The sequence below is a fragment of the Rhodococcus sp. IEGM 27 genome, from assembly GCF_033142305.1.
GTDB lineage: Bacteria > Actinomycetota > Actinomycetes > Mycobacteriales > Mycobacteriaceae > Rhodococcus_F > Rhodococcus_F oxybenzonivorans.
The window spans coordinates 26,087-49,770 of sequence record NZ_JAWLSG010000018.1 but is presented as its reverse complement, the minus strand read 5'-3'; the positions used below and the strand labels follow the sequence as shown (position 1 = coordinate 49,770).

Here is a 23,684-nt window from a genome sequence, read left to right as displayed (position 1 = left end):
CGGCTCAGGACTCGAGGGCCGCGTCGAGCGTGATCTCGACACCGGTCAACGCCTTGCTGACAGGACACGACTCCTTGGCCGCCTGTGCGGCTTTGGCGAACCCGTCGGCGTCCAGGCCCTCCACTTCACCTCGGACGGTGAGAAGGATGCCGGTCAGCTTGAAACCCGGAGTGTCCGGTCCCAGGGACACATCGGCTTTCACCTCGAGACTCTGCGGAGTTCCGCCTGCCTCCGCGATCAGCGCGGACAACTGCATCGCGAAGCAGGACGAGTGAGCTGCGGCGATCAACTCTTCGGGGCTGGTGGTTCCGTCCGCGTTGTCGGCCGCTCGCTTGGGGAACGACACGTCGAACGTGGCAACTCCCGAGCTGGTGAGTTCGACTTGCCCCCCTCCCTGTTCGAGCGTTCCGTTCCAGGCGGTGCGTGCGGTACGTGTCGGCATGCCGATCCTCTCGTGTGACATCAGTTCTCCTCGAACCTACTCGTACCGTGCGAGCATGCGCATCGCTCTGGACCGCAGTTCTGTCCGCAGATCCGGAGGTTCCAGGACCTCGACATCGTCGCCCATCGCCCAGAGCACACCGTGCGCATGGGCGCGGTCGCCGAACACCACCTCGAGGCGAACCCGACTACGGTCGAACACGGACTGGGAGCGCACACCGAACACCCGTTCCACGAGATCGTCCCGACGGGCAACCCGCACGAGTACGTCCGCGACAACCGGTTCCGTTCTCGCCCGGAACGCTGCGCGGCGACGCTGCCAGATGGCGGCGAGGTCGATGTCGGTCGGCCGGTGCGCAGGTTCCTCGAGTTCGACTGCCTCCTCGATGCGCTCGAGTCGGTACATCCTCTCCCTGCCGGCATCCATGGCGACGAGGTACCACCGTCCGGACGCATAAATGAGTCCCAGCGGGTCGACAATTCGCCGGACCGCCGCCGCGCCCCTCGACGCGTACAGAATGCTCAGGCGACGTCCGACGAACACAGCCTGCTGGATCAGGCCGAGATGTTCCTCGGCTTGGTCCGGGTCCGACAGCCAGGTTCCCTGAGTGACGAAAATCCGTTCGGCGACCTTGGTGGCCGCTGCGCGGTGTGCGTCGGGCATCGCCGCCACCACCTTGCGCATCGCCGACGCAAAGGCCGGAGCCATGCCCAGTGACTGTGAGGTGGCGGCGGAACCGGCCGCCAGCAGAGCTTTCGCCTCGTCGACGGTCAGCCCGGTGAGGTCCGTCGTGAATCCGGGGAGCAGTTCGAAGCCGCCGTCCCGGCCACGCTCGGCATACACCGGTATCCCCGCCGTCGACAGAGCCTCGATGTCACGCAGCACGGTACGCGGTGATACCTCGAGCTCGCGGGCGAGCGCCGACGCCGACATCCGACCACGGTTTCGGAGCAGCAGCACCAGCGACAGCAGACGGTCGGCACGCATGGGAAAAGTCTCGCAGAAATACATGACAGGAGATGTCATGTTTCGCGGCGATAGTTGCCGCATGACGACACAGACCACCGATCCCCGTCCCCTCTACCGCGAGGCACTCGCCTGGACTACCGGCCTCATCGACGCGGTCCGCGAAGACCAGCTGGCGGCGTCCACCCCGTGCGCCGACTTCGACGTCCGCACCCTTCTCGGCCATCTGGTGGCCACCGTGGAACGCGCCCGGGTCATCGGCGAAGGCGGGGATCCGAGCACGATCCCCCTCGTCGTCACCGACTTCTCCGACGGTGACTACGCAGCCGCCTATCGGTCCGCGATCGAACGGATGTGGCCGGCCTGGAGCGACGACCGGTTGGACGCCGACGTTCGAGCGCCGTGGGGGACGGTGCCCGGCCGTGCGGCCGTGTGGGGATACATCAACGAGACACTGGTGCACGGCTGGGACATCGCTGTCGCCACCGGTCAGCACTCCGAAGCTCGGCCCGCGCTCGCCGAAGCCGCGCTCGCCGTCGCCCGACAGGCGATTCCGGCCGAAGTCCGCGGTGGACATGTTCCATTCGCCGAAGTGGTCGATCCCCAGCCTGCCGCGGGCCCGACCGAGCGCCTGGCCAACTGGTCCGGACGCAAGAGCGTCTGACCCCGCATACGACGAACGGGCCGCCGGTGGAAATCCACCGGCGGCCCGTTCGTCTAGTTGCTTACTCCGAGTCGGACGCGCCCGACTTGGCCAGGTCGATCGGAACCTCATCGGGCACCGTGACCGGCTTGGTCTCGCCGCGGAACGTGAACTTCGCGTCCTCGCCCGCACCCTCGCCGTCCCAGTTCTCGACGTCGACGTACACGATCTGACCGGGGCCGACCTCGCCGAAGAGGATCTTCTCCGACAGCTGGTCCTCGATCTCGCGCTGGATGGTGCGGCGCAGCGGCCGTGCACCCAGGACCGGATCGAAGCCACGCTTGGCCAGAAGCGACTTGGCCTTGTCGGTGACCGCCATGGTCATATCCTTGTTCTTCAGCGCCACCTCGACGCGTGCCACCATCAGGTCCACCATCTTGACGATCTGCTCGGTGGTGAGCTGGTGGAAGACGACGATGTCGTCGATGCGGTTGAGGAACTCGGGCCGGAAGTGCTTCTTGAGCTCGTCGTTGACCTTGAGCTTCATCCGCTCGTAGTTCGACTCGTCGCCCTTGCCCGACGTGAATCCGAGGCCCACAGCCTTGGAGATGTCCGAGGTTCCGAGGTTCGAGGTGAAGATGAGCACCGTGTTCTTGAAGTCCACGGTCCGGCCCTGGCCGTCGGTGAGACGGCCGTCTTCGAGCACCTGCAGGAGGGTGTTGTAGATCTCCTGGTGTGCCTTCTCGATCTCGTCGAACAACACAACGCTGAACGGCTTGCGGCGCACCTTCTCGGTGAGCTGGCCGCCCTCTTCGTAGCCGACGTAGCCGGGAGGGGCACCGAACAGCCGCGACGCGGTGAAGCGGTCGTGGAACTCACCCATGTCGATCTGGATGAGAGCGTCGTCCTCGCCGAACAGGAAGTTGGCGAGAGACTTGGCCAGCTCGGTCTTACCGACACCGGACGGGCCGGCGAAGATGAACGAACCGGACGGACGCTTCGGATCCTTCAGGCCGGCACGAGTACGACGGATGGCCTTGGCGACAGCCTTGACCGCGTCTTCCTGACCGATAATCCGCTTGTGCAGCTCCTCCTCCATGCGGAGCAGACGCGTGGTCTCCTCCTCGGTGAGCTTGAACACGGGGATGCCGGTCCAGTTGCCCAGAACCTCGGCGATCTGCTCGTCGTCGACCTCGGCGATGACGTCCAGGTCCCCTGAACGCCACTGCTTCTCCCGCTCCGCACGCTGCGCGACGAGGGTCTTCTCCTTGTCCCGCAGGTTCGCGGCCTTCTCGAAGTCCTGCGCGTCGATCGCAGATTCCTTCTCACGGCGGGCATCGGCGATCTTGTCGTCGAATTCGCGCAGGTCCGGCGGTGCGGTCATCCGGCGGATACGCATCCGGGCTCCGGCCTCGTCGATGAGGTCGATCGCCTTGTCGGGGAGGAAGCGGTCGTTGATGTAGCGGTCGGCCAGCGTGGCGGCAGCAACGAGTGCACCGTCCGTGATGGACACGCGGTGATGCGCCTCGTAGCGGTCGCGAAGACCCTTCAGGATCTCGATGGTGTGTTCCACCGTCGGCTCACCGACCTGCACTGGCTGGAACCGGCGCTCGAGTGCGGCGTCCTTCTCGATGTACTTGCGGTACTCGTCGAGGGTGGTGGCACCGATGGTCTGCAGTTCACCGCGAGCGAGCTTGGGCTTGAGGATCGAGGCCGCGTCGATGGCGCCCTCGGCCGCGCCGGCACCCACGAGGGTGTGCAGCTCGTCGATGAACAGGATGATGTCGCCGCGGGTGTTGATCTCCTTGAGGACCTTCTTCAGGCGTTCCTCGAAGTCACCGCGGTAGCGGCTGCCGGCCACGAGCGACCCGAGGTCGAGCGTGTACAGCTGCTTGTCCTTGAGCGTCTCGGGGACCTCGCCGTTGACGATGGCCTGGGCGAGACCTTCCACGACGGCGGTCTTACCGACACCGGGCTCGCCGATCAGCACGGGGTTGTTCTTGGTACGGCGCGACAGCACCTGCATGACACGCTCGATTTCCTTCGAGCGGCCGATGACGGGGTCGAGCTTGCCTTCGAGGGCTGCCTGGGTGAGGTTGCGACCGAACTGGTCGAGCACCAGCGACGTCGACGGGGTGCCCGCCTCGCCGCGAGTGCCGCCCGCTTCGGCCGGCTCCTTGCCCTGGTAACCGGACAGCAGCTGGATGACCTGCTGGCGCACGCGATTGAGATCGGCACCGAGCTTGACCAGCACCTGCGCCGCGACACCTTCACCCTCGCGGATGAGGCCGAGCAGGATGTGCTCCGTACCGATGTAGTTGTGTCCGAGCTGCAGCGCCTCGCGCAGGCTGAGCTCCAGGACCTTTTTGGCACGCGGGGTGAAGGGGATGTGGCCGGACGGGGCCTGCTGGCCCTGGCCGATGATCTCCTCGACCTGGCTGCGCACTCCTTCGAGGGAGATGCCCAACGACTCCAGCGACTTGGCAGCGACACCTTCGCCCTCGTGAATGAGGCCGAGCAGGATGTGCTCCGTACCGATGTAGTTGTGGTTGAGCATCCTGGCTTCTTCTTGAGCCAGGACGACAACGCGCCGTGCGCGATCGGTGAACCTCTCGAACATCGCTCTCCCTCACACTTTCCGACGAGCAGTCACGAGACCGGGTGTCTCGTCCCTGTTCGCCGCGTTTCGCTCCGGCACAACAAGCAGATCGCCACCGCCTGCTCGAACGCCTCAGCCCTGAACTGGCGCCTCAGCCTCGAACCGACGAAGGTTCCACGACCCCATCTCATACTCTAGTTGGCTGCCGATCGACCTGCTGCCCCTCCACCCCTTTAGGTGAGCGGGCGAGCCTGCTAATCGTATTCAACGCCCCAGCTCCGGCATTCGTTTCGCTTCCCTGTACGCCGGGAGCGAACAGGGACCGCAAGTCCGCTGAGGCCACCGTTTCTAGCCGCCGGGGTTCGGCTCGAACAGGTACTTCTGTCCAGTTGTTCGTCGCAAGGACGTGGCCGGATGGGTCGACGACAGCTACCAAGCTTCGACAGTCCGGCGAAGTACGCGACCCGCGCGCAGTCGTTTCCGTCGCAGCGTTGCCGCACGAACAGAAAGCCCGCCAGTCCGGCCTATCCCGACAGGGTATGTCGATGACCTGTGTGTTCGCCACCCACTCCCTGCCGGCGCGGTCCCCCGACACGACTGCGGGCACAGCAGACACGTCGGCGCTCGAGGACGCAGCCACAAGCTCGCCGGAAACCAGCGGTGGCGATGGGGCCGGAAAGTAGCGTCCGAGACACGGCCGAAAGTCGGCGAGCACGCGACGGTTCAGGTCGGTGTAGGCGAGAGCATCTGTGTTGTCGCTTCGCGCAGCACACCGGACAGGGATGATTCCGCTCCGGAACGGGCTGTTACGCCGAGGCCGGTCCCCTGTCGGCCTACAGCCCGAACGCCAGGAACAGAATTGCCGAAATCCGCACGCAACGAGGCGTGGCCAGTCCCGCATTAACCGATTATCCGATCAGTCGTGGACCGTAACAGCCGAGAAGTCTCGCGGGGAGCGATTCAGCGAATTCTGTTCCCAGCCGACATTCAGTTCGCTTTGTTGTACGCGTCGATAATTTCGGCAGAGATCCGTCCGCGTGCAGAAACCTTTTTGTTGTTCTTACGCGCCCATTCACGGATCGCGGCGCTCTGTTCCCGGTCGACGGAAACGCGGGACTTGGTAGCGGCCGGGGCCGCCGCCACGGTCTTGCCACGCTTGCGCGAACTGACCTTTCGGGCATGCGAAACCCACACGTCGAGCTGCTCGCGCAATTTAGCCGCATTCTCCGAGGAAAGGTCGATCTCGTACTGGACACCGTCGAGTCCGAACTCGACGGTCTCATCAGCAGATGCCTCTTGATCGACGTCGTCGATCAGGGTGACGGTAACCTTCTTGGCCATGGGATGAATTTCCTCTCGAATGAAGCGAACGTGTCATCGTCAACGCGAGCTACTACCCGGAGGTAACCATACCCTTGATTCGTAGTCTTGGAATCCGGAGAATGGACTTATCTTATTCGCACGATTTCGTCGAGGTGAATCAGCGGTACGAGGGGCGCACAATGGGAAAGAGGATTGTTTCCCGGATTCCCAATCCCGTCAATGCCATGAGCAGTCGATCGATTCCCATTCCGGTACCGGTAGTCGGAGGCATTCCCTGCTCCATCGCCGCGAGGAATTCCTCGTCGAGGACCATCGCCTCGTCGTCACCGGCCGAGGCCAGCCGGGCCTGATCGACGAAACGCTCACGCTGAATCACCGGATCGACCAATTCCGAATAGCCGGTGGCCAACTCGAAGCCGCGCACATACAGGTCCCACTTCTCCGTGATTCCCGGTTCGGTCCGGTGGTCCCGTGTGAGCGGAGACGTCTCGACCGGGAAGTTCCGAACGAACGTGGGCTCGTACAGCTGGTCGCCGCACTGGTGCTCCCACAGTTCTTCCACAAGCTTTCCGTGCCCATACCCCTTGTCCTTGGGTACCTCGAGGCCTACCTTCTGAGCGAGCGCAAGCAATTCGTCGACAGTGGTCGCGGGGGTGACCTCGACACCGATCGCCTGTGACAGCGACGGATACATCTCGAGGGTCTTCCATTCGCCACCGAAGTCGTATTCGGTGCCGTCCGCAAGTGTCACCACGGTCGATCCGAAAGCCGCCTCGGCGACTTCCTGAACCAGTTCACGGATCATGACGGCGGAATCGTCGTATGTGCCGTAGGCCTCGTAGGTCTCGAGCATCGCGAATTCCGGCGAATGGGTGGAATCGACGCCTTCGTTCCGGAAATTGCGATTGATTTCGAAAACCTTCTCGATACCGCCGACGACGCACCTCTTCAGGAACAGTTCCGGCGCAATACGCAGATAGAGGTCGATGTCGAGGGCATTGGAATGAGTGACGAACGGCCGGGCCGCGGCGCCACCGTGGAGCGTCTGCAACATCGGTGTCTCGACCTCGAGGAATCCGCGGCGCTCGAGGCCATTGCGTAGTTCTCGCACTACGGCCACCCGCTTGCGCGCATTCTCGCGCGCCTCTGCTCGCACGATCAGGTCGGCGTATCGCTGCCGGACGCGCGACTCCTCGCTCATCTCCTTGTGCGCTACCGGCAAGGGACGAAGTGACTTCGCGGCGATCTGCCACAAATCGGCCATCACGCTCAGCTCGCCGCGACGGGAGCTGATCACCTCACCGTGGACGAATACGAAATCACCGAGATCGACATCGGCCTTCCAGGAAGCGAGCGCCTCCTCCCCGACAGAGGCGAGACTGATCATCGCCTGCAGCTGGGTGCCGTCGCCTTCCTGCAGCGTCGCGAAGCACAACTTGCCCGTGTTGCGGACGAAGATGACACGACCCGCGACACCGACCACGTCACCTGTCGTGGTGTCGGGCGCCAGCTCCGGGTACTTCGCGCGGATCTCCGACAGCGTGTGGGTGCGCGCAACCGACACCGGGTACGCCTCGCGCCCCTCCGCGAGGATCCGCGCACGCTTCTCCTGACGGATCCGGAGCTGCTCGGGGGTGTCGTCGACTGGCTGGTCTGCTGCTTCACTCACGGGTCACCAGCCTAATCGACCGCCCGCGGCGCCCCTATTCAGGAGTCTTCGGGCGTCGGCCGGCTTCCGGTCAATGGGCCGAAACGGTGGCCAGCTCGCGCGTGCAGTGCTGCGAGCCGATGAGCGCTCCCAGAAGTCCCGCCGCCTTGATCGCCTTGTACCCGCCGACGAGGTCGGTCGCCTTGTGCAGGCCCAGTTGTTGCAATGACGCGGCAGCGAGACTCGACGTGTAGCCCTCCGAGCAGACGATAATCCACTCCACATCGTGGTTGACCGCCAATGCCAGGTGCGCCGAGCTGGTGGGGTCGAGGCGCCACTCGAGCACGTTCCGTTCGATGGCCAGAGCGCCGGGCAGTGTGCCTTCGACGACCCGCTGCGCCTGCGGTCGGATGTCCACGACTATCGCACCGCGCGCCACCGCCTCGGGCAGCTCGAACACGTACATCCGGTCGATCTGCGTGCGAGCCTCTTCGAGCATCTGATCGATGGTCATTTCGAACCGCCCTCGGGGAGATCGGTGAGTTCACTTCGGGTGCGGCGCAGGGTGCCGTGCTCGGTGACCTCGTAGTAGGACATGGCCGTGAGCGGGGGCGAGTAGGCGTGCACGCTGAGAGTCGGCGTCGGAACACTCGCTCCGGGCACGTCCTGGGCTCGCACGACGTCGTGAACCCATCCGAGCGGGAAGGAAGCCTGATCGCCTGCTTCCAACGTCCGGTGACGCAGGCGGTCACCCGCCCAGCGGAACTCGGAGAGAGCCCCACTGAGAACGGTGAGCGCCCCGAAAGAGCCTGCGTGGTCGTGCAATTCGGTGTTTCGATCCGGAACCCAGCTGATCAACCAGACATCGACGTCGTCGTCGCTGTACAGCCGCGAGGACCAGCGTTCATCGGTCGGCCATCGATGTGGGAGGAGGTTGTCGTGCCGGCCGTCGAGGACCTCGGCAGCACCTTGATCGGTGATGCGCAGCAGATCGGCCGGACGAAGACGGGTGGGTACAGCTGCAGAAGAATAGGTTGCGAGCACGAGAGAGACTCCAGAAGTGTGAATTGGTCAAGGCAGCGTTCAGCCTCGACAACACTCCTGAGCACTCGTGCAGCGATTCACGCCGACCATTGTGGCACATCTTCCGGGCGGACGGAACCCGTCAGTCGAGCGGACTTCGACGGGACGTCCCACGACGGGCCTGATTCCGCTCGTACACCAGACGCAGGCCTTCGAGAGTGAGGTCCGGTTCGTGCTCGTCGATGGTCTCCGTCTCGGGCATGATCAGCGGCGCGCGATCACCGGTCGCGATCACCACCACATCGGAGCCTGCGAAGGCCGGCAGCTCCTTGCGGACTCGACGTACCAAACCGTCGACGAGACCCGCGAAACCGAACACCGCGCCCGACTGCATGCATTCGACGGTGTTCTTGCCGACCACCGAGCGGGGGCGGAGCAGCTCCACCTTGCGCAACGCCGCCGACTGCGACGCCAGAGCGTCCGACGAAATTTCAAGCCCGGGGGCGATAGCCCCACCGAGGAACTCCCCCTTGCCCGACACGACGTCGACACAGGTGGACGTGCCGAAATCGACGACGATGCACGGCGCACCGTACAGATGGTGCGCCGCAAGACTGTTGACTATCCGGTCGGCGCCGACTTCCTTCGGGTTGTCCACCAGCAGCGGGACACCGGTTCGGACTCCCGGTTCCACCAGCACGTGCGGAACGTGACCCCAGTACCGCGTCAACATCACCCGAATCTCGCGCAACACGGACGGGACCGTCGACAACGCGGCCACACCGGTGATCTGGTCGACGTGCACGCCGAGCAGTCCGCGGAAGATCAGCGCCAACTCGTCTGCCGTCATCCGCTGGTCTGTACGCATCCGCCAGTCCTGCACCAGCTTCGAGTGTTCGCCGGATCCGGTGAACAGCCCGAGAACGATGTTCGTGTTCCGGACGTCGACGGTGAGAAGCACCGATTACACCAAGCTGGATTCACGCTCGGCGTCGAGCGACCCGAGCATGCGGGGAGTGATGAGGCCGGAGCCTTCCGGTGCGTGCGCCGGGTCGGTGCCGAGCTCGATGGGCTTGTTGACTGCATCGACGAAGACGACATGCGGCTGGTAGTCCCGCACCTCCTCCTCGTTCATGACTCCGTACGCAATGAGGATGACGAGGTCGCCAGGCTTGACCAGATGTGCTGCAGCGCCATTGATTCCGATCACACCACTACCGCGTGCGCCGGCAATGACGTAGGTCTCGAGCCGCGCACCGTTGTCGATGTCGACGATGCACACCTGCTCCCCTTCGAGAAGGTCGGCGGCGTCCATCAGATCCTGGTCCACCGTGACCGAACCGACGTAATGGAGATCGGCGTGCGTCACGGTGGCGCGGTGGATCTTCGACTTCATCATGGTGCGAAACATGTTCTGGTCCTTACTCTTCCACAGACGGAAGATTCGACGCTTTTCTATCGGGAGGTGAGCTCTTCGGAGACAGCCGTGCCGGACGGCGGTTCCGTTGCACGTTCGAGAAAACCGGTGCCGACCGCGACCCCGACGTTGTCGATCAGCCGGGTGGACCCCACCCGGGCTGCGACGAGCAGGCGACCGTCCCCCCGTTCGGGGGCGGGACCGAGATCGACGCCCCGCACTTCGAGGTAGTCGACATCTACTTCCGGCGCCGACGCCAGCACCTCACGGGCGGTGGCGACAATCGCTTCGGCTCCACCGGCGGCGGCATGGGCGCCGGCGATGAGGGCCGCGGATAACGTTGTCGCCGCAGCCCGCTGTTCCTCGTCGAGGTAACGGTTACGTGAGGACAACGCCAAACCGTCGTGCTCGCGGACCGTCGGCACGCCCAGGATCCTGACGTCGAAGTCGAGGTCGGTGACCATCTGCCGGATCAGCGTGAGCTGCTGGTAGTCCTTCTCACCGAAGTACGCAACATGCGGCGCGGCAATCTGGAGCAGCTTGGCCACAACGGTCAGCATGCCCGCGAAATGCGTCGGCCTGGCCGCTCCTTCGAGTTCGGCACCGAGCGGGCCCGGGTGGATCATGGTCCGCTGACCGGCCGGGTACATCGCGGCCGCAGTGGGCACGAAAGCCAATTCGACCCCGGCCTCCCGCAGCAACTCGAGGTCGGCATCGAGCGTGCGCGGATAAGAATCGAGATCTTCCCCGGCGCCGAACTGCAGCGGGTTGACGAAGATCGACACGATCACCACCGCGCCCGTCAACTTGGCCTGCCGCACCAGCTCCAGGTGTCCGGCATGGAGGGCTCCCATTGTCGGCACCAGTGCGACCTGCCGGCCGACGCCCCGAAGCGCCTTCGAGACCCTGGTCAGGACCTTGGGGTCGTGGTGCACGGTGAGTTCCCCGCGCTTGTATCCGCCTTGCAGTTCGCTCACGGAACTCACCTCCGCTCTTCCAGGATGTCCAGTAGTTCAGATGTAGCGCCTGCCCGCTGGGCCGACCGAAGCGACAACGCCCGGTAACCCGCGGCGATCCTTGGATCGACCTCTTCCAGCACCCGCAGGTGCGTGGCCACAGCTTCCGAGTCGCCCCGTGCCACCGGCCCTGTGAGGGCGGCCGGGCCGCGGCGGAGCGCGTTGTCGAGGGCAGCGGACAGCAGGGGTTGGAGAACTCGTTCCGCAACGCCGTTCGGCTCGTTGCCGATCAGCTCCTGCCCCAAAAGCTCCTGCCCTTCGAGCGCGACACGCAAGGCGGCGACGGCGTCGACGACCAGCGTGACCAGGTGATTACTGCCGTGCGCCAGAGCCGCGTGGTAGAGCGGGCGCATGTCCTCGCGCACTCGCACCGGCTCGCCGCCGATCTCGAGCACCAGCGACTGCGCGATGGCATAACCGATGTCGTCGGCCGCGGTGATCCCGAAACATGCCGACGCGAGGCGCACTGTGTCCTCGTCGTGACCGGTGAAAGTCATAGCTGGATGAATCGCGAGAGGAACCACGCCCTGCCGGGCAAGAGGATCGAGGATGCCGATGCCGTTGGCCCCCGAGGTGTGGGCGACGATCGTGCGATTCGGCACCGCATCGGTGGAGGCCAGCCCCGCCACCAGCGAGGCGAGCTCCGCGTCGGGAACGGCCAGAATCAGCAGCTCGGAGCGGGCAGCGACATCGGCAACCGGGAGAATTTCCGTGTCGGGCAGACGGGTGCGCGCTCGATGACGGGACACGTCGGAGACCGCCGAACAGACAACGACGACGTGACCTGCCCGCTCGAGCGCCGCTCCGATAGCTGTACCGACCCGGCCGGCGGAGACGATTCCTACCGACAGTCGCGCAGGCGCAGGGCCATTAGTGATCCCGAAAGAGGTCACCTTCGTCCTCTCGTTCGTTCCAGTCCCGCTCGGCGGGTACCAGACGTTCTCGAGTGAGAATAGCCCGCTTCCAGTTCACCCCGCCATGCGCCGGCGAAGTGATCTGCGCCTCATCACTCGGCTTCGCGGCGCCGTCGACGCCCGGTGCCCTGCGTCGTGCCCGCCGTCGCATGCATGTTGGCCATGATCTCGGCCACGGACAAACCACTCGCGTGTGCGCCGGAAGGTTCGTCGTCCTCGGACGCCTGTCGACGAGCGCGCCGCGACCCCGGCACCGGCTCGTCCTCCGCCTGAGCTCCTACCTCTGGTTGAGGTGCCGCCTCCGGCTCTTTCTCGGGTTCGGTCTGCGGCTGCGCTTCTACCTCCGGCTGGGCTTCCGCCTCCGGCTCTTGCTCCAGCTGGGCTTCCGACTCGGGCTGGGCCTCGGGCTCCGGCTCGACCTCGATTTCCGCCTCTGCGTAGCCCCGGTCATCGGGGGCGACGATGGAGGTCTCGGCGGTGACCGGCTCGTCGTCGGGATTCGCGAAGTTGTGTTGCGGCCCGCCGCTCTGCTGCCCCTGGTGACCGGAGTGTCCCGCCCCGGGGATATAGAGCCCGGACGCCGCCGGCTGGTAGCTGCTGTACGACCCGCCCGCGAGTTCCTGAACCCGCGTCGAGTCGGCACGCAGCGCGATCCTTTCGGTCGGCATGGCGCCGTCGAACAATGCTTCGAGGCTCTTCCGCAGCGAAGACAGCTCGGCCCGTAGAGCCGCAAGTTCCTCGGCGTCGGCGCGCACCTCGCTGCGTACCCGCTTCTCGACGGTCAGCTCGTATTCACGCCTTGCGGAGATCTCCCGTTCGAGCTGGAGCTCGTACACGGTTTGCAGATCGTTGACCTTCGCCTTGTCGAGAGCGGACTCGCGCCGATACTTCGTCATCGCGATAGCGCCGAGAGTGGCCGCCCAGAGTGCCACCACCACGCCAACTCTCAGCAGTGGCACGCTCTCACTGAAGATCAGGAAAAGGGACGCGACCACGGCCAGCGCGAGCAACGCCGCAACGATCATCTGGCTCGCGCTGCGCTGGTTGCGGCGCGCAGACTTGAGGCGACCAGGATTCGTCATGCTTGCCAGGGTACTTGGCCGTCAGCGGTGCACTGCGCATTCGCAGGACACGTCCGGCGATCCCCCACGTGCTAGTGCGCCGGCTCGTCGGACGGGTCGTCCGGGGTGCGGCAACAGTGCTCCAACCACAGGGCAGCGCCGACGAGCGCAAGCGCGGCTACCAACCCGACCCAGGCTCCCGGCGTGTCCGACACTGCGGCCCGCAACACCGAACGCTGCGGGAGGAGGTAGAGCAGGAAGCCGCCCCACACTCCCGCGGTCGCGGCACCGACCAGCGCGGAGGCCTTGGCCAAGGCGGCAACCCGGGCCGCGGTGATCGGGTGCAACTGACGCGGACCGTCACCGACCTGATGGTTGCTGACCCTGGACCGGACCATGAACGCGAGAATCACCTCGATCACCGCCACCGGATACAACGACGCCCCCGCGTACACGGGAATGGGCGGAAAGGAGCCGTAGAAGACCCGGACCAGAATCCAGGTGGCCGCCACGGCCAGGGCCGCCAGGAACAGCAGGTCCCAGATCCGGGTGGGCTTCATCGTGCCGGTCGGTTCCGGTTTCATCGCGACCGCCGGTTCAGGGCGAACTCCGTGCGACGCACACCCTCGCGTTCACCGTCGTCCAGGGACGCCAGCAGTTCGTCGACCCGGTGCGGCTCCCCTCCGACGGGCAGGACTGCGTCGGGATCCGCGTCGAGCCACGGGATGAGGACGAAGGCGCGTTCGTGCGCCCTCGGATGCGGCAGGGTCAGCTGGGGATCGTCGCTACGGACGTCGTCGCACACGATGACGTCGACATCCAGCGTCCGCGGGCCCCATCGCTGCGTCCGCACGCGGTCCGCGGCCGCCTCGATCTGCTGTCCCCGTCGCAACCATTCGGCGGCGTCGAGGGCTGGATCATCTACCACCAGCACCGCATTGAGAAAGTCCTGCTGCTCGACCCCGCCCCACGGCGCGGTCGAATACACCGGCGAGACCGCCACCACACTGCTTCCCAGCGCGTCCAGAACGGATTGCAGGTGGGCGACGCTGTCGCCGACGTTCGATCCGATGGACAGCACGGCGCGGCTCATGGCCGTGACCTGTGCGCAACGACCGCCACGTCCGAGAAGGTCAGCGGAATCGGCGCGGACGGCTTGTGCAGCACCACCTCGGTGCGTTGCACGCGAGGATCCGTCATGACTCCGTCGGCGATCTCTGCGGCCACGGTCTCGATCAGGTCCCGGGACGGCCCGGCGACGATCGCTGCGGCCCGCTCCGCCAGTCCGCCGTAGTCCAGAGTGTCCTCCAGAGCGTCCGACGCTGCCGCCGGCGCGAGATCGATCCACACGGTGATGTCGACGTAGAAGTCCTGGCCGTCCCGCTTCTCGTGCTCGAAGACTCCGTGATTACCGCGAACCTTCAACCCGCGCAATTCGATTCGGTCACTCACCGACGCCACCTCGCGCCCACGCCTCGGCCACCGCGATGGCGTCGAGCGAACCCTGCGCGTCGTGCACACGCACACCCCACGCTCCGTACGTGGCGGCGAGTGCCGAGACGACGGCGGTCGCGACCTCGCGCCCCGCCGGTGGCCGAGTCGTGCCGTCGGGTTCCGCCAGCAGCGAACCCAGGAATCTCTTGCGCGAGGCACCGATGAGGATGGGGAATCCCAGGTCGGTGAACTCCGGCAATGCCTTGAGAAGCGCCCAATTGTGGGCGGCATTCTTCGCGAAGCCGAGTCCCGGGTCCAGCACCAGCGAACTCGCCGAGACACCGGCTTCGACCGCCAGGTCCACCTGCGTCATCAGTTCGTCTCGAACCTCACGCACCACGTCTTCGTAATGGTCCGCGTTGCCTCGGTGAACGTAGTCACCGGCCGATCGCCAGTGCATCAGAATCCACGGAACACCGGCGTCTGCCACAACGGATGCCATCTTCGCGTCAGCCCGCCCTCCGGCGACGTCGTTGACGATGGAGGCGCCCGCCTCGATTGCCGCTTCGGCGACGGAGGCCCGCATGGTGTCGACACTGACGCAGATGCCTTCGGCCACCAGATCCGCGATGACTGGAGCCACCCGCCCCGCCTCTATCTCGGGATCGACCCGCGCCGACCCCGGACGAGTCGATTCACCGCCCACATCGACGATGTCCACCCCGAGACGCTTCAATTCCAGTCCGCGAGCCAGGGCCGCGTCTCGATCCAGAAAGCGGCCCCCGTCCGAAAACGAATCGGTGGTGACGTTGAGGACACCCATCACCACGGTCCGGCCGGGCGAGGGCAGCTCGATTGCGGTCACTTGCGCAGAATAAGGTCCAGAGCCTCGGAACGTGAGGCCGCGCTGGACTGGAGAAGTCCCCGCACCGCCGAGGTGGTGGTGCTGGCTCCCGGCTTGCGGATGCCCCGCATCGCCATACACAGATGCTCGGCCTCGATGACGACGATCGCTCCGCGCGGATCGAGCTTGCGCATCACTGCATCGGCGATCTGACTGGTCAGGCGCTCCTGGACCTGCGGACGCTTGGCATACAGGTCGACCACGCGAGCCAGTTTCGACAGACCCGTCACCTTGCCGGTCGTCCCGGGGATGTAACCGACATGGGCGACCCCGTGGAAGGAGACGAGATGATGCTCACACGTCGAGTACAGCGGAATGTCCCGCACCAGCACCAGTTCCTGGTGGCCCTCGTCGAATGTGGTGTTCAAGACACTGTCGGGGTCGGTGTAGAGGCCTGCGAAGACCTCGCGATACGACCGGGCAACCCGGGCAGGAGTGTCCATGAGACCGGGCCGGTCGGGATCTTCGCCGATCGCGATCAGCAGCTCGCGCACAGCAGCTTCAGCCCGGGGCTGATCGAACACCCGTCCCGTTTCGAGTGCCACGGGTTCACTATCGAGATGATCTACCGACAACCGAAACTCCTCCACTATCGGGAACGTGTGTCCCGAAACATCAGCCTAGTTCGGGCAGATCAGTTCGATCCGTCCGGTCCTCGCCAGGGCCGCGTCTGCGGATCCTCGTCCCCGCTGGGACGCTGCTCGTGCGGTGGGTTCCACTCGTTGCCCGGGTTCGGGGTGCCGGAGTACCGGCCTTCCTGGCCCTGCCCACCCGAATCACGCGGCGGCCATCCCGGAGCCGACCAGCCCGCGGGTGCGCCGTAGTCCGGTCGCGGCTGTGCGATCCCGCCCTGCGGTCGCGAGGGGTCCGGCTGCGGGTAGCCGTTTGCCGGGGCCACCGGCTGCGGGTACTGCTGCTGCGGCTGGGCCTGCTGCGACGACTGCTGATGAGCGAACACCGGCTCGGGCTGGTGCTGGGGCAACGGCTCGCCGCGCTCGACCGCAAGTTCCCTCGGGGTCTTGACGGGCGGCTTGTCGGAGGGCGTCCGGTGGCCGAAGTCGTTGAATGCCGTGATGCGCGGACGCTTCTCCACGCTGTGGAAGATCTTCTCGAGGTCCTTACGGGTGAGAGTCTCACGCTCGAGAAGCTCGGTGGCCAGGATGTCGAGGACGTCCCGGTACTCGTTGAGAATGGCCCACGCCTCGGTGTGCGCCGCCTCGATGAGGTTTCGGACCTCTTCGTCGATCTCCCGCGCGACCTCGTGCGAATAGTCGGACTGCTGACCCATCGACCGGCCGAGGAACGGGTCGCCGCCCTCCTGCCCGTAACGGACCGCACCCAGCTTGGCGCTCATCCCATACTCGGTGACCATCGAGCGAGCGATCTTCGTCGCCATATCGATGTCGGAAGACGCGCCGGTGGTCGGCTCGTGGAAGACCAATTCCTCGGCGGCACGGCCACCCATCGCCATCACGAGTCGGGCAATCATCTCGGACCGCGTCATCAGGCCCTTGTCGTCCTCGGGAACCGTCATCGCGTGACCACCGGTGCGGCCGCGAGCGAGGATGGTGACCTTGTAGACGGGTTCGATGTCGGGCATTGCCCACGCGGCCAGCGTGTGCCCACCCTCGTGGTACGCGGTGATCTTCTTCTCGTGCTCGCTGATGATGCGGCTCTTGCGGCGGGGACCGCCGACCACGCGATCGACCGACTCCTCGAGAGCGGCCTCGGTGATGACCGTCCCGTTCTCGCGGGCGGTGAGCAACGCGGCCTCGTTGATGACATTGGCGAGGTCGGCACCCGACATTCCGACGGTGCGCTTGGCCAGACCTTCGAGGTCGGCGTGCTGATCGATCGGCTTGCCCTGGGAATGGACCTTGAGAATCGCGCGGCGACCTGCGAGGTCGGGCGCACCGACCGGAATCTGCCGGTCGAAACGTCCCGGACGCAACAGCGCGGGGTCGAGGATGTCGGGGCGGTTGGTGGCGGCGATGAGAATGACGCCGGTCCGATCGCCGAACCCGTCCATCTCCACCAGCAACTGGTTAAGGGTCTGCTCGCGCTCGTCGTGGCCGCCGCCCAGACCCGCACCGCGCTGCCTGCCCACGGCGTCGATCTCGTCGACGAAGATGATGCACGGGCTGTTCTGCTTCGCCTGCTCGAACATGTCGCGGACACGGGAGGCGCCGACACCGACGAACATCTCGACGAAATCCGAGCCGGAGATCGTGAAGAACGGGACACCGGCCTCCCCTGCGACCGCGCGGGCGAGGAGGGTTTTACCGGTTCCGGGAGGCCCGTACAGCAGCACACCGCGCGGGATCTTCGCGCCCAGCGACTGGTAGCGCATCGGGTTCTGCAGGAAGTCCTTGATCTCGTACAGCTCTTCGACCGCTTCGTCGGCACCCGCGACGTCGGCGAAAGTCGTCTTCGGCATGTCTTTGTTCAGCTGCTTGGCCTTCGACTTGCCGAAGCCCATCACACCGCCGCGGCCGCCGCCCTGCATTCGGCTCATCACGAAGAAGAAGATGCCCAGCAGAATCACCATCGGCAGCACGAACAGCAGGATCGACGTGAGCCAGCTCTCCTGCGTGACCGTGGTGTTGTAGCTCGCCAGGCCCTTGTCGGAGATCTCGGTGAAGATCTGCTCGGACGCCGCCTCGGGATACTTCGCGAGGATCTCGGTCTCACCGCCGGTGGCGTCGTTGCCGTCCTTGAGCCACAGGCGTAGCTGTTGCTCGCGGTCGTCGATCTGCGCCTTCTCGACGTTGTTCGCGTCGAGTTGCGCGATGGCCACGGACGTATCGACACCCTTGAATCCGCGCGTGTCGTTGCCGAAGTAGCTGAAGGCATAGATCACCAGCAGGATGCCGGCAACTATCGCCAGGTTACGAAACACTGTCTTACGGTTCATACAGGTCGGCCGAAGTGGCCGGTCCTTTCGAGAGTGCGGGTCTACCGAGTGCGCCTTCCGGCTGCCAACCGGACAATCCAGGTTACCGCGACGGCACGCCGGCGACTCCAGGTAGCAGCCAACCGCCCGTGGGGACGGTATCTCTACGTCAACGCATGCGACCGCCCCCAGGTTCCCTCGGCCCCGTCGGCGCGCGAACCACTGCCGTCGCTCACCGCGCAGGCGCCACTCTCGGCCAGGCTGCGACACGTTCGATGTGGGCGGCGAGTGCCAGAATGCGTGCCTCGCCTCCCGGTGGCGCGGCGATCTGCACCGCGAGCGGGGTGCCCGACTGCGGATGCGTGCCCACCGGGACGCTTGCCGCCGGCCACCCGACGAGGTTCCAGAGCGCCGTGAACGGGGCGTACCGGACGTTGGCGACGATATTCGACGTCCAGGATCGCTCGCTCCAGGCCGCGGCGGCCAGCGGTGGCTGGGCGAGTGTGGGCGTGATCACGACGTCGTAGTCGGCGAAGAAGGCGAACATCGTCTGCTCGAGCCGGACCACCTGTTGCGAACGGACCACTCGTCGGAGCGCTCGGCCGACGGCCACGTGTCGCCGGGTGCGGCGCTGCAGTTGCCGGAAGTCGAGTTCCTCCGCGTCGGCTGCCGTTCCGGCGGTCCACCGGGCGAGGACGGGGAGAAGGTTCACCGGGTACGGCAGCTTCGCCGACTCCACGCGATGGCCGGAGCCGGCCAGTTCCGTGCCGGCCCGCTCGGTTGCCGCCCGCCAATGCGGATCCACGACGGACAGATGAGTCGGCGATCCGGGCGCCACTGCGATCCGCAGGGGTGCGGGCTCTGCGAGTTGCGCTAGTTCCGGTCGATCCGCCAGTACGGACAGCATCAAGGCGGCATCAGCCACCGTCGTCGCCAGCGGGCCGTTCTCCGCCATGCCGAACCAGGAAGTCGCACCGAGTTCCGAGGGCACGACCCCCCGACCCGGTTTGATACCGAAGACGCCGCAATTCGCGGCGGGGATGCGAATGGAACCCAGACCGTCCGTCCCGTGGGCGATCGGGACCATTCCCGCAGCGACCGCCGCAGCCGACCCCCCGGACGAGCCACCGCACGTGCGCGAGAGGTTCCATGGATTGCGGGTGATGACGCCGGGAGCGTCGGTCGTGCCCCACACGGCAAGTTCGGGAAGGGCGGTCAGCCCGACGACCACGGCTCCCGCTGCCCGCAGCCTGGCCACGACGGAATGGTCGGAGGCCTTCGGCTCGCCGTTCGTCGCGCGCGATCCTTCTCTCATCGGCTGGCCGGCGACCGGAATGTCGTCCTTGATCGCGACAGGCACGCCCGCGAGCGGCAGCGAGGACAGATCGGCACGATGTGTGAGGGCGAGAGCGTCGGCGCGGGCCCGCTCGGCGAGGACGCTGACGAAAGCGCGGATCTTCGGGTCTCGTTCCGCAATGACGGCCAAGGTCGACTCCACGGCCTCGACCGGACTCGTCATGCCTGAGCGAACACGGTCGGCGATGCCGATGGCCGAGGAGAGCGGGTGATCGCCCATCATTCGAGTATAGGTTTCGGCGACTCGATCATTTCGACTATTCGCGCTGGATACGGTAGGTCCGCGGGGTTACCATTCGCTTGTCCCCGGACGGGGCTCGCTACACCCGCCCAGTAGAACCTCGAAGCGCTATGACCAGAGGAAACGGGTCGGGCAGAGACCGATCAGCCGCTGAATCAACCTCTGCCGAAGAGACCGTCGGAGTCCAGAACTCCGACCACGAGAGCAGTGAAGCGACGGTCGCGGCCGGCCCGTCGCCAGTGAGCGGTGAGCGAACCATGTCTGCACAACTCGGCGGTGAGCGAACCGTTTCTGCACAGCTGAGCGGTGAGCGAACGGCGGCTGCTCCGACGATTGACGGTGAGCGAACGGCTGCTGCTCCGACACTGGGCGCCGAGCGGCCGAGCGAGGGTAGCCGCACTGTCACCGCCGTTCCCGTGGACACCCTGATCACCAGACCGCCGACCCGTGAGACCCTCGACGATGTCGAGGTCGGCCAGCAGGTCGACGACTTCGATCTGCTGATGGGTTTGGGCAGCGGCGCGTTCGGCCGGGTGTTTCTGGCCCGGCAGCGTTCGATGCAACGCCTCGTTGCGGTGAAGATCTCGCACGACCACGGCAACGAACCGCAAACTCTCGCGCAACTCGACCACGACTACATCGTGCGGGTGTTCGATCAGCGACTACTCGAGGACCGCAAGCTCCGCCTGCTCTATATGCAGTACCTCCCGGGTGGGACGCTGCTGCGGGTGCTGCGGCGCGTCCGCGTCACACCCGAACGCGAGCGGAACGGCAGCCTCCTGCTCGAGGTCGTGGACGAGGAAATGCGGGAGAAGGGTGAGATCCGGCCCACCGATTCGAGTGTCCGGGCGGAGATAGCGTCGTTGACCTGGCCGGAAACGATCGCGTGGCTTGGCAGGCGGCTGGCGGACGCCCTCGACTACGCCGGCAAACGCGGGGTTCTGCACCGCGACATCAAACCGGCCAACATACTGCTCACCGCCGAGGGTGTGCCCAAGCTTGCCGACTTCAACATCAGTTTCAGCGACTCCGTCTCGGGAGCGTCACCGCTGGCGTACTTCGGTGGCTCCCTCGCCTACATGTCGCCCGAACAGCTCGAAGCGTGTCATCGCGGCATGCCGGGCACCGCGGCCGATCTGGACACCCGCAGCGACATTTTCGCGCTGGGCGTAATGCTGTGGGAGTTGATGTGCGGGCGACGCCCCTTCCCCGACGAGGACGTGTCGAGTGAGTCGCTGGTCGGGCTCGAGGCGATGCTGGATCACCGCAGTCGCGCCATCGATCCCGAGTTCCTCGACCATCTGCCCTACGACTGCCCCGCATCGTTGCGGCGCGTGTTGCTGACCTGCCTGTCGCCGAAGCCCGAAGGACGCTGGTCGAGCGGAGCGGAGCTGGCCAAGCAGTTCGACCTCTGCCTCAATCCGCGTGCCCGCGACCTCGTCGACCCGCCGCCACACAGTTGGCGCATGCGGTTGCGCCGCTGGGCCCTGCCGATCCTCGTCGTCGGTATCGCGGCGCCGAACGCGCTGGCCGGAATCTACAACTATCACCACAACAAGATGCTGATCATCAGTGCGCTCACTCCGGAGGCGCAACAATCCTTCGAGCAGATACAGCTGGTGATCAACTCGATTGCGTTTCCGCTGGGCGCGATCCTGCTGCTGTACTGGTGCCGCCATCCGCTACTGGTGCCGCGTGGACTGCGCAAGGGGCGCACGTACGACCGGCAGACTCTCACCCGCGCGCGCACCGACACCCTGCTGCTCGGCGACCGCGTCGTGTTGGTCGTGTTCGGGTTGTGGTTCGTCGCCGGGGTCGCCTATCCAATTTCGCTGCAGCTGGCGGCGGGGGGCGTTCCGCCGGGCGCATACGTGCACTTCATCGCGTCACTGATCGTGTGCGGCGCGGTGTCGGTGGCGTACCCGTTCTTCGTCGTCGCCTTCTTCGCGGTGCGCTGCATCTATCCCAGCCTGCTACCGCAGGACATCGCCAGCAGTGCCGATGCGCAGAAACTTCGGGGCTTGGATCGGCGCAGCACCCTGTATCTCGCGGTGGCCGCGTCTGTTCCGCTCGCCGGTGTGGCCGGCGTGACCTTCCTGTCGCCCGACGAGATCACTCTGGTGATCATCGCGGTCCGCATTCTGTGCCTCGGCGGGATCGTCGCGTTCGTCGGTGTCTACTGGCTGTTCCGCCAACTGGAGGAGGACCTGCGGGCGCTCGAACCCGTCGTGTCCCACGAGTCCGTGCGCTAGCGGGTGCTCAACCGCCGTAGACGGAAGGCTCGAGAGTCCCGATATAAGGCAGGTCGCGGTACCGCTCGGCGTAATCGAGTCCGTATCCGACCACGAACTCGTTGGGGATGTCGAAGCCGACATTTGCGACGTTGACGTCGACCTTGATGGCATCAGGCTTGCGGAGCAACGTGACCACCTCGAGCGATGCCGGATTGCGGCTCGACAGGTTACGCATCAGCCAGGACAGCGTCAGTCCGGAGTCGATGATGTCCTCGACGATGAGCACGTGCCGACCGGCGATGTCCTTGTCGAGATCCTTGAGGATGCGGACGACCCCCGAGGATGATGTCGACGATCCGTAGGAGCTGACGGCCATGAATTCCATCTGCGTGGGGATGGGCAGAGCCCGCGCAAAGTCGGTCATGAAGAAGATGGCGCCCTTCAGGACACCGACCAGAAGTAGATCCCCTTCAGGGGTTCCCTCCGGGTATCGCTTCGCGATTTCCTCGGCCAGCTCGACGGTGCGTCGACGAATCTCGTCTTCGGAGATCAGTACCGATGCGATGTCGCCTTCGTACACGCGGTCAAACCCTTCGTCGGTCGTCCAATCCGACGTTCAGCCTGCCACGTCGTCGGCAGACCACCAACCTGGCGTCCGGTGTCCCGCCGCCGACTGCGACCGGACCCTGCCCACGCCACTGCACGACGAGGTCGTCGACGGCCCGTAACTGTTTGTCGCCGAGCCCCCGCGCGCCCGCTGCAAGAAGCCACGTCCGCAACACTCGCCGGCGTATCGGCGGTGCGGCATCCGCCAGGACTGCGACGTCGAGCTCTCCGTCGACCACGGCACGCGCACCGACCGTGTTCGCGACCGAGTCGAGGACGGCGCCCTCTTCGCGCAACTGCTCGCCGGTGCGGGCGAGCGCGCCCGCGACACCGCCGCCGAGGACGTCCTCGAGCAGCGGCAGTACCTCCGTGCGCAACCGGACCCTGGTGAAGTCCGGGGATGCGTTGTGCGGGTCCTCGTGCGGGAGGAGTCCGAGTTCGGTGCACGCCTGGTGGGTGACGGCTCGTCGGACGCCGAGCAGTGGGCGTCCCCACGGGCTGTCGTAGGCGCTCATTCCCCAGATGGATCTGCCGCCCGATCCCCTGGCCAGGCCCAGCAGCACGGTCTCGGCCTGATCGTCCAGGGTGTGGCCGAGCAACACCGGATCGCTCCGACGGGCCGAGTCGAGAGCACGGTAGCGGGCGTCCCGGGCGGCCGCCTCGAGTCCGCCGGAACCCGTCACGTCGACGGCCAGCACCTCGGCGGACACACACCCGAGTGCGCGGGCGCGGGCGGCTGCTTCCTGTGCCACGTCGGCGGAACCGGTCTGCAGCCGGTGATCGACCACGAGGGCGCGGACCGTGCGCGCTTCCGCCGCAGCTGCGGCCGTCAGCGCCAATGAGTCGGCACCACCGGACAGCGCCACCGCGACCACACCGCCTGGACTGTGTTGCGCGAGCCAGCGTCGCACCGCGTGGCGCACCTCCAGAATCGCCGGCTCCTCGGGAAGCAGCACTGCGAGTC

General features: G+C 65.8%; 23 protein-coding genes. 2 read left to right on the top strand and 21 right to left on the bottom strand.

Features of this window, described 5'->3' with window-relative positions; translation table 11 throughout:
- Positions 1-4: 4 nt before the first annotated feature.
- Complete coding sequence (locus R4P95_RS31595) at positions 5-442, bottom strand: OsmC family protein (protein ID WP_109326478.1); 438 nt, start codon at positions 440-442, stop codon at positions 5-7.
- Positions 443-478: 36 nt separating this feature from the next.
- On the bottom strand, positions 479-1,429 hold the full coding sequence (locus R4P95_RS31590; RefSeq protein WP_317747723.1) for a YafY family protein: 951 nt from the start codon (positions 1,427-1,429) through the stop codon (positions 479-481).
- Between the two features lie 37 nt (positions 1,430-1,466).
- On the opposite strand from R4P95_RS31590, the gene R4P95_RS31585 reads away from it, so the two are divergent.
- Positions 1,467-2,072: a TIGR03086 family metal-binding protein gene (locus tag R4P95_RS31585; protein WP_213574335.1), complete on the top strand. Its 606-nt coding sequence runs from the start codon at positions 1,467-1,469 to the stop codon at positions 2,070-2,072.
- 61 nt (positions 2,073-2,133) lie between these two features.
- On the opposite strand, the gene R4P95_RS31580 is transcribed toward R4P95_RS31585, so the two are convergent.
- From R4P95_RS31580 to R4P95_RS31500, 17 genes are all read right to left on the bottom strand, one after another.
- On the bottom strand, positions 2,134-4,671 hold the full coding sequence (locus tag R4P95_RS31580) for an ATP-dependent Clp protease ATP-binding subunit (protein WP_109326470.1): 2,538 nt from the start codon (positions 4,669-4,671) through the stop codon (positions 2,134-2,136).
- 966 nt (positions 4,672-5,637) lie between these two features.
- Positions 5,638-5,991, bottom strand: a complete 354-nt coding sequence (locus tag R4P95_RS31575; RefSeq protein ID WP_109326469.1) for a histone-like nucleoid-structuring protein Lsr2 — start codon at positions 5,989-5,991, stop codon at positions 5,638-5,640.
- Between the two features lie 139 nt (positions 5,992-6,130).
- Entirely contained in the window at positions 6,131-7,642 is a 1,512-nt protein-coding gene (gene lysS / locus R4P95_RS31570) for a lysine--tRNA ligase (RefSeq protein ID WP_317747722.1), read from the bottom strand.
- A gap of 70 nt (positions 7,643-7,712) precedes the next feature.
- Positions 7,713-8,135 carry a rhodanese-like domain-containing protein gene (locus tag R4P95_RS31565; protein ID WP_317747721.1) on the bottom strand — a complete coding sequence of 141 codons (423 nt, stop codon included), beginning with the start codon at positions 8,133-8,135 and terminating at the stop codon, positions 7,713-7,715.
- Positions 8,132-8,665: a cysteine dioxygenase gene (locus R4P95_RS31560; RefSeq protein WP_213574338.1), complete on the bottom strand. Its 534-nt coding sequence runs from the start codon at positions 8,663-8,665 to the stop codon at positions 8,132-8,134. Before R4P95_RS31560 ends, R4P95_RS31565 begins: the two co-directional genes overlap by 4 nt.
- Before the next feature lie 121 nt (positions 8,666-8,786).
- Complete coding sequence (locus tag R4P95_RS31555) at positions 8,787-9,605, bottom strand: type III pantothenate kinase (protein WP_159919025.1); 819 nt, start codon at positions 9,603-9,605, stop codon at positions 8,787-8,789.
- A 3-nt stretch (positions 9,606-9,608) separates the two neighbouring features.
- Entirely contained in the window at positions 9,609-10,055 is a 447-nt protein-coding gene (gene panD, locus R4P95_RS31550) for an aspartate 1-decarboxylase (protein WP_159919024.1), read from the bottom strand.
- A gap of 44 nt (positions 10,056-10,099) precedes the next feature.
- Positions 10,100-11,038, bottom strand: coding sequence for a pantoate--beta-alanine ligase (panC, locus tag R4P95_RS31545; RefSeq protein ID WP_109334834.1), 939 nt, complete (start codon positions 11,036-11,038; stop codon positions 10,100-10,102).
- A 5-nt stretch (positions 11,039-11,043) separates the two neighbouring features.
- A complete protein-coding gene (locus R4P95_RS31540) occupies positions 11,044-11,970 on the bottom strand; it encodes a Rossmann-like and DUF2520 domain-containing protein (protein ID WP_317747720.1) in 927 nt (308 codons plus the stop codon).
- Between the two features lie 113 nt (positions 11,971-12,083).
- Entirely contained in the window at positions 12,084-13,073 is a 990-nt protein-coding gene (locus R4P95_RS31535; protein WP_213574341.1) for a DUF6779 domain-containing protein, read from the bottom strand.
- A gap of 71 nt (positions 13,074-13,144) precedes the next feature.
- Complete coding sequence (locus R4P95_RS31530) at positions 13,145-13,612, bottom strand: DUF3180 domain-containing protein (RefSeq protein WP_201453587.1); 468 nt, start codon at positions 13,610-13,612, stop codon at positions 13,145-13,147.
- A 20-nt stretch (positions 13,613-13,632) separates the two neighbouring features.
- The gene (gene folK / locus R4P95_RS31525) at positions 13,633-14,145 is read right to left on the bottom strand and encodes a 2-amino-4-hydroxy-6-hydroxymethyldihydropteridine diphosphokinase (protein WP_213574342.1); all 513 of its coding nucleotides are present in this window, start codon (positions 14,143-14,145) and stop codon (positions 13,633-13,635) included.
- Positions 14,142-14,504 carry a dihydroneopterin aldolase gene (gene folB, locus R4P95_RS31520; protein WP_213574344.1) on the bottom strand — a complete coding sequence of 121 codons (363 nt, stop codon included), beginning with the start codon at positions 14,502-14,504 and terminating at the stop codon, positions 14,142-14,144. The genes folK and folB overlap by 4 nt, the downstream gene beginning before the upstream one ends.
- Positions 14,497-15,351, bottom strand: a complete 855-nt coding sequence (gene folP / locus R4P95_RS31515; RefSeq protein WP_213574346.1) for a dihydropteroate synthase — start codon at positions 15,349-15,351, stop codon at positions 14,497-14,499. Before folP ends, folB begins: the two co-directional genes overlap by 8 nt.
- Positions 15,348-15,935: a GTP cyclohydrolase I FolE gene (gene folE, locus R4P95_RS31510; RefSeq protein ID WP_397505109.1), complete on the bottom strand. Its 588-nt coding sequence runs from the start codon at positions 15,933-15,935 to the stop codon at positions 15,348-15,350. Before folE ends, folP begins: the two co-directional genes overlap by 4 nt.
- A gap of 89 nt (positions 15,936-16,024) precedes the next feature.
- Entirely contained in the window at positions 16,025-18,304 is a 2,280-nt protein-coding gene (gene ftsH, locus R4P95_RS31505) for an ATP-dependent zinc metalloprotease FtsH (RefSeq protein ID WP_213574348.1), read from the bottom strand.
- A 211-nt stretch (positions 18,305-18,515) separates the two neighbouring features.
- Positions 18,516-19,859 (bottom strand): amidase, encoded by a 1,344-nt coding sequence (locus R4P95_RS31500; protein ID WP_213578362.1) that lies wholly within the window; start codon positions 19,857-19,859, stop codon positions 18,516-18,518.
- Positions 19,860-19,990: 131 nt separating this feature from the next.
- Here R4P95_RS31500 and R4P95_RS31495 point away from each other — a divergent pair, with 131 nt between their 5' ends.
- Positions 19,991-22,132 (top strand): serine/threonine-protein kinase, encoded by a 2,142-nt coding sequence (locus R4P95_RS31495; protein WP_213574350.1) that lies wholly within the window; start codon positions 19,991-19,993, stop codon positions 22,130-22,132.
- Positions 22,133-22,139: 7 nt separating this feature from the next.
- On the opposite strand, the gene hpt is transcribed toward R4P95_RS31495, so the two are convergent.
- Positions 22,140-22,694 (bottom strand): hypoxanthine phosphoribosyltransferase, encoded by a 555-nt coding sequence (gene hpt / locus R4P95_RS31490; protein ID WP_109326452.1) that lies wholly within the window; start codon positions 22,692-22,694, stop codon positions 22,140-22,142.
- Positions 22,695-22,698: 4 nt separating this feature from the next.
- Positions 22,699-23,676, bottom strand: coding sequence for a tRNA lysidine(34) synthetase TilS (gene tilS / locus R4P95_RS31485; RefSeq protein WP_213574352.1), 978 nt, complete (start codon positions 23,674-23,676; stop codon positions 22,699-22,701).
- Between the last annotated feature and the right edge of the window lie 8 nt (positions 23,677-23,684).

Bases quoted from the DNA above. Each gene is read 5' to 3' on its own strand.
- R4P95_RS31565 (WP_317747721.1), bottom strand. From the start codon at position 8,135: ATGACCATCGATCAGATGCTCGAAGAGGCTCGCACGCAGATCGACCGG.
- R4P95_RS31595 (WP_109326478.1), bottom strand. From the start codon at position 442: ATGCCGACACGTACCGCACGCACCGCCTGGAACGGAACGCTCGAACAG.
- ftsH (WP_213574348.1), bottom strand. From the start codon at position 18,304: ATGAACCGTAAGACAGTGTTTCGTAACCTGGCGATAGTTGCCGGCATC.
- R4P95_RS31535 (WP_213574341.1), bottom strand. From the start codon at position 13,073: ATGACGAATCCTGGTCGCCTCAAGTCTGCGCGCCGCAACCAGCGCAGC.
- R4P95_RS31580 (WP_109326470.1), bottom strand. From the start codon at position 4,671: ATGTTCGAGAGGTTCACCGATCGCGCACGGCGCGTTGTCGTCCTGGCT.
- panD (WP_159919024.1), bottom strand. From the start codon at position 10,055: ATGTTTCGCACCATGATGAAGTCGAAGATCCACCGCGCCACCGTGACG.
- R4P95_RS31495 (WP_213574350.1), top strand. From the start codon at position 19,991: ATGACCAGAGGAAACGGGTCGGGCAGAGACCGATCAGCCGCTGAATCA.
- R4P95_RS31500 (WP_213578362.1), bottom strand. From the start codon at position 19,859: ATGGGCGATCACCCGCTCTCCTCGGCCATCGGCATCGCCGACCGTGTT.
- R4P95_RS31585 (WP_213574335.1), top strand. From the start codon at position 1,467: ATGTTTCGCGGCGATAGTTGCCGCATGACGACACAGACCACCGATCCC.
- folK (WP_213574342.1), bottom strand. From the start codon at position 14,145: ATGAGCCGCGCCGTGCTGTCCATCGGATCGAACGTCGGCGACAGCGTC.
- R4P95_RS31575 (WP_109326469.1), bottom strand. From the start codon at position 5,991: ATGGCCAAGAAGGTTACCGTCACCCTGATCGACGACGTCGATCAAGAG.
- R4P95_RS31590 (WP_317747723.1), bottom strand. From the start codon at position 1,429: ATGCGTGCCGACCGTCTGCTGTCGCTGGTGCTGCTGCTCCGAAACCGT.
- R4P95_RS31530 (WP_201453587.1), bottom strand. From the start codon at position 13,612: ATGAAGCCCACCCGGATCTGGGACCTGCTGTTCCTGGCGGCCCTGGCC.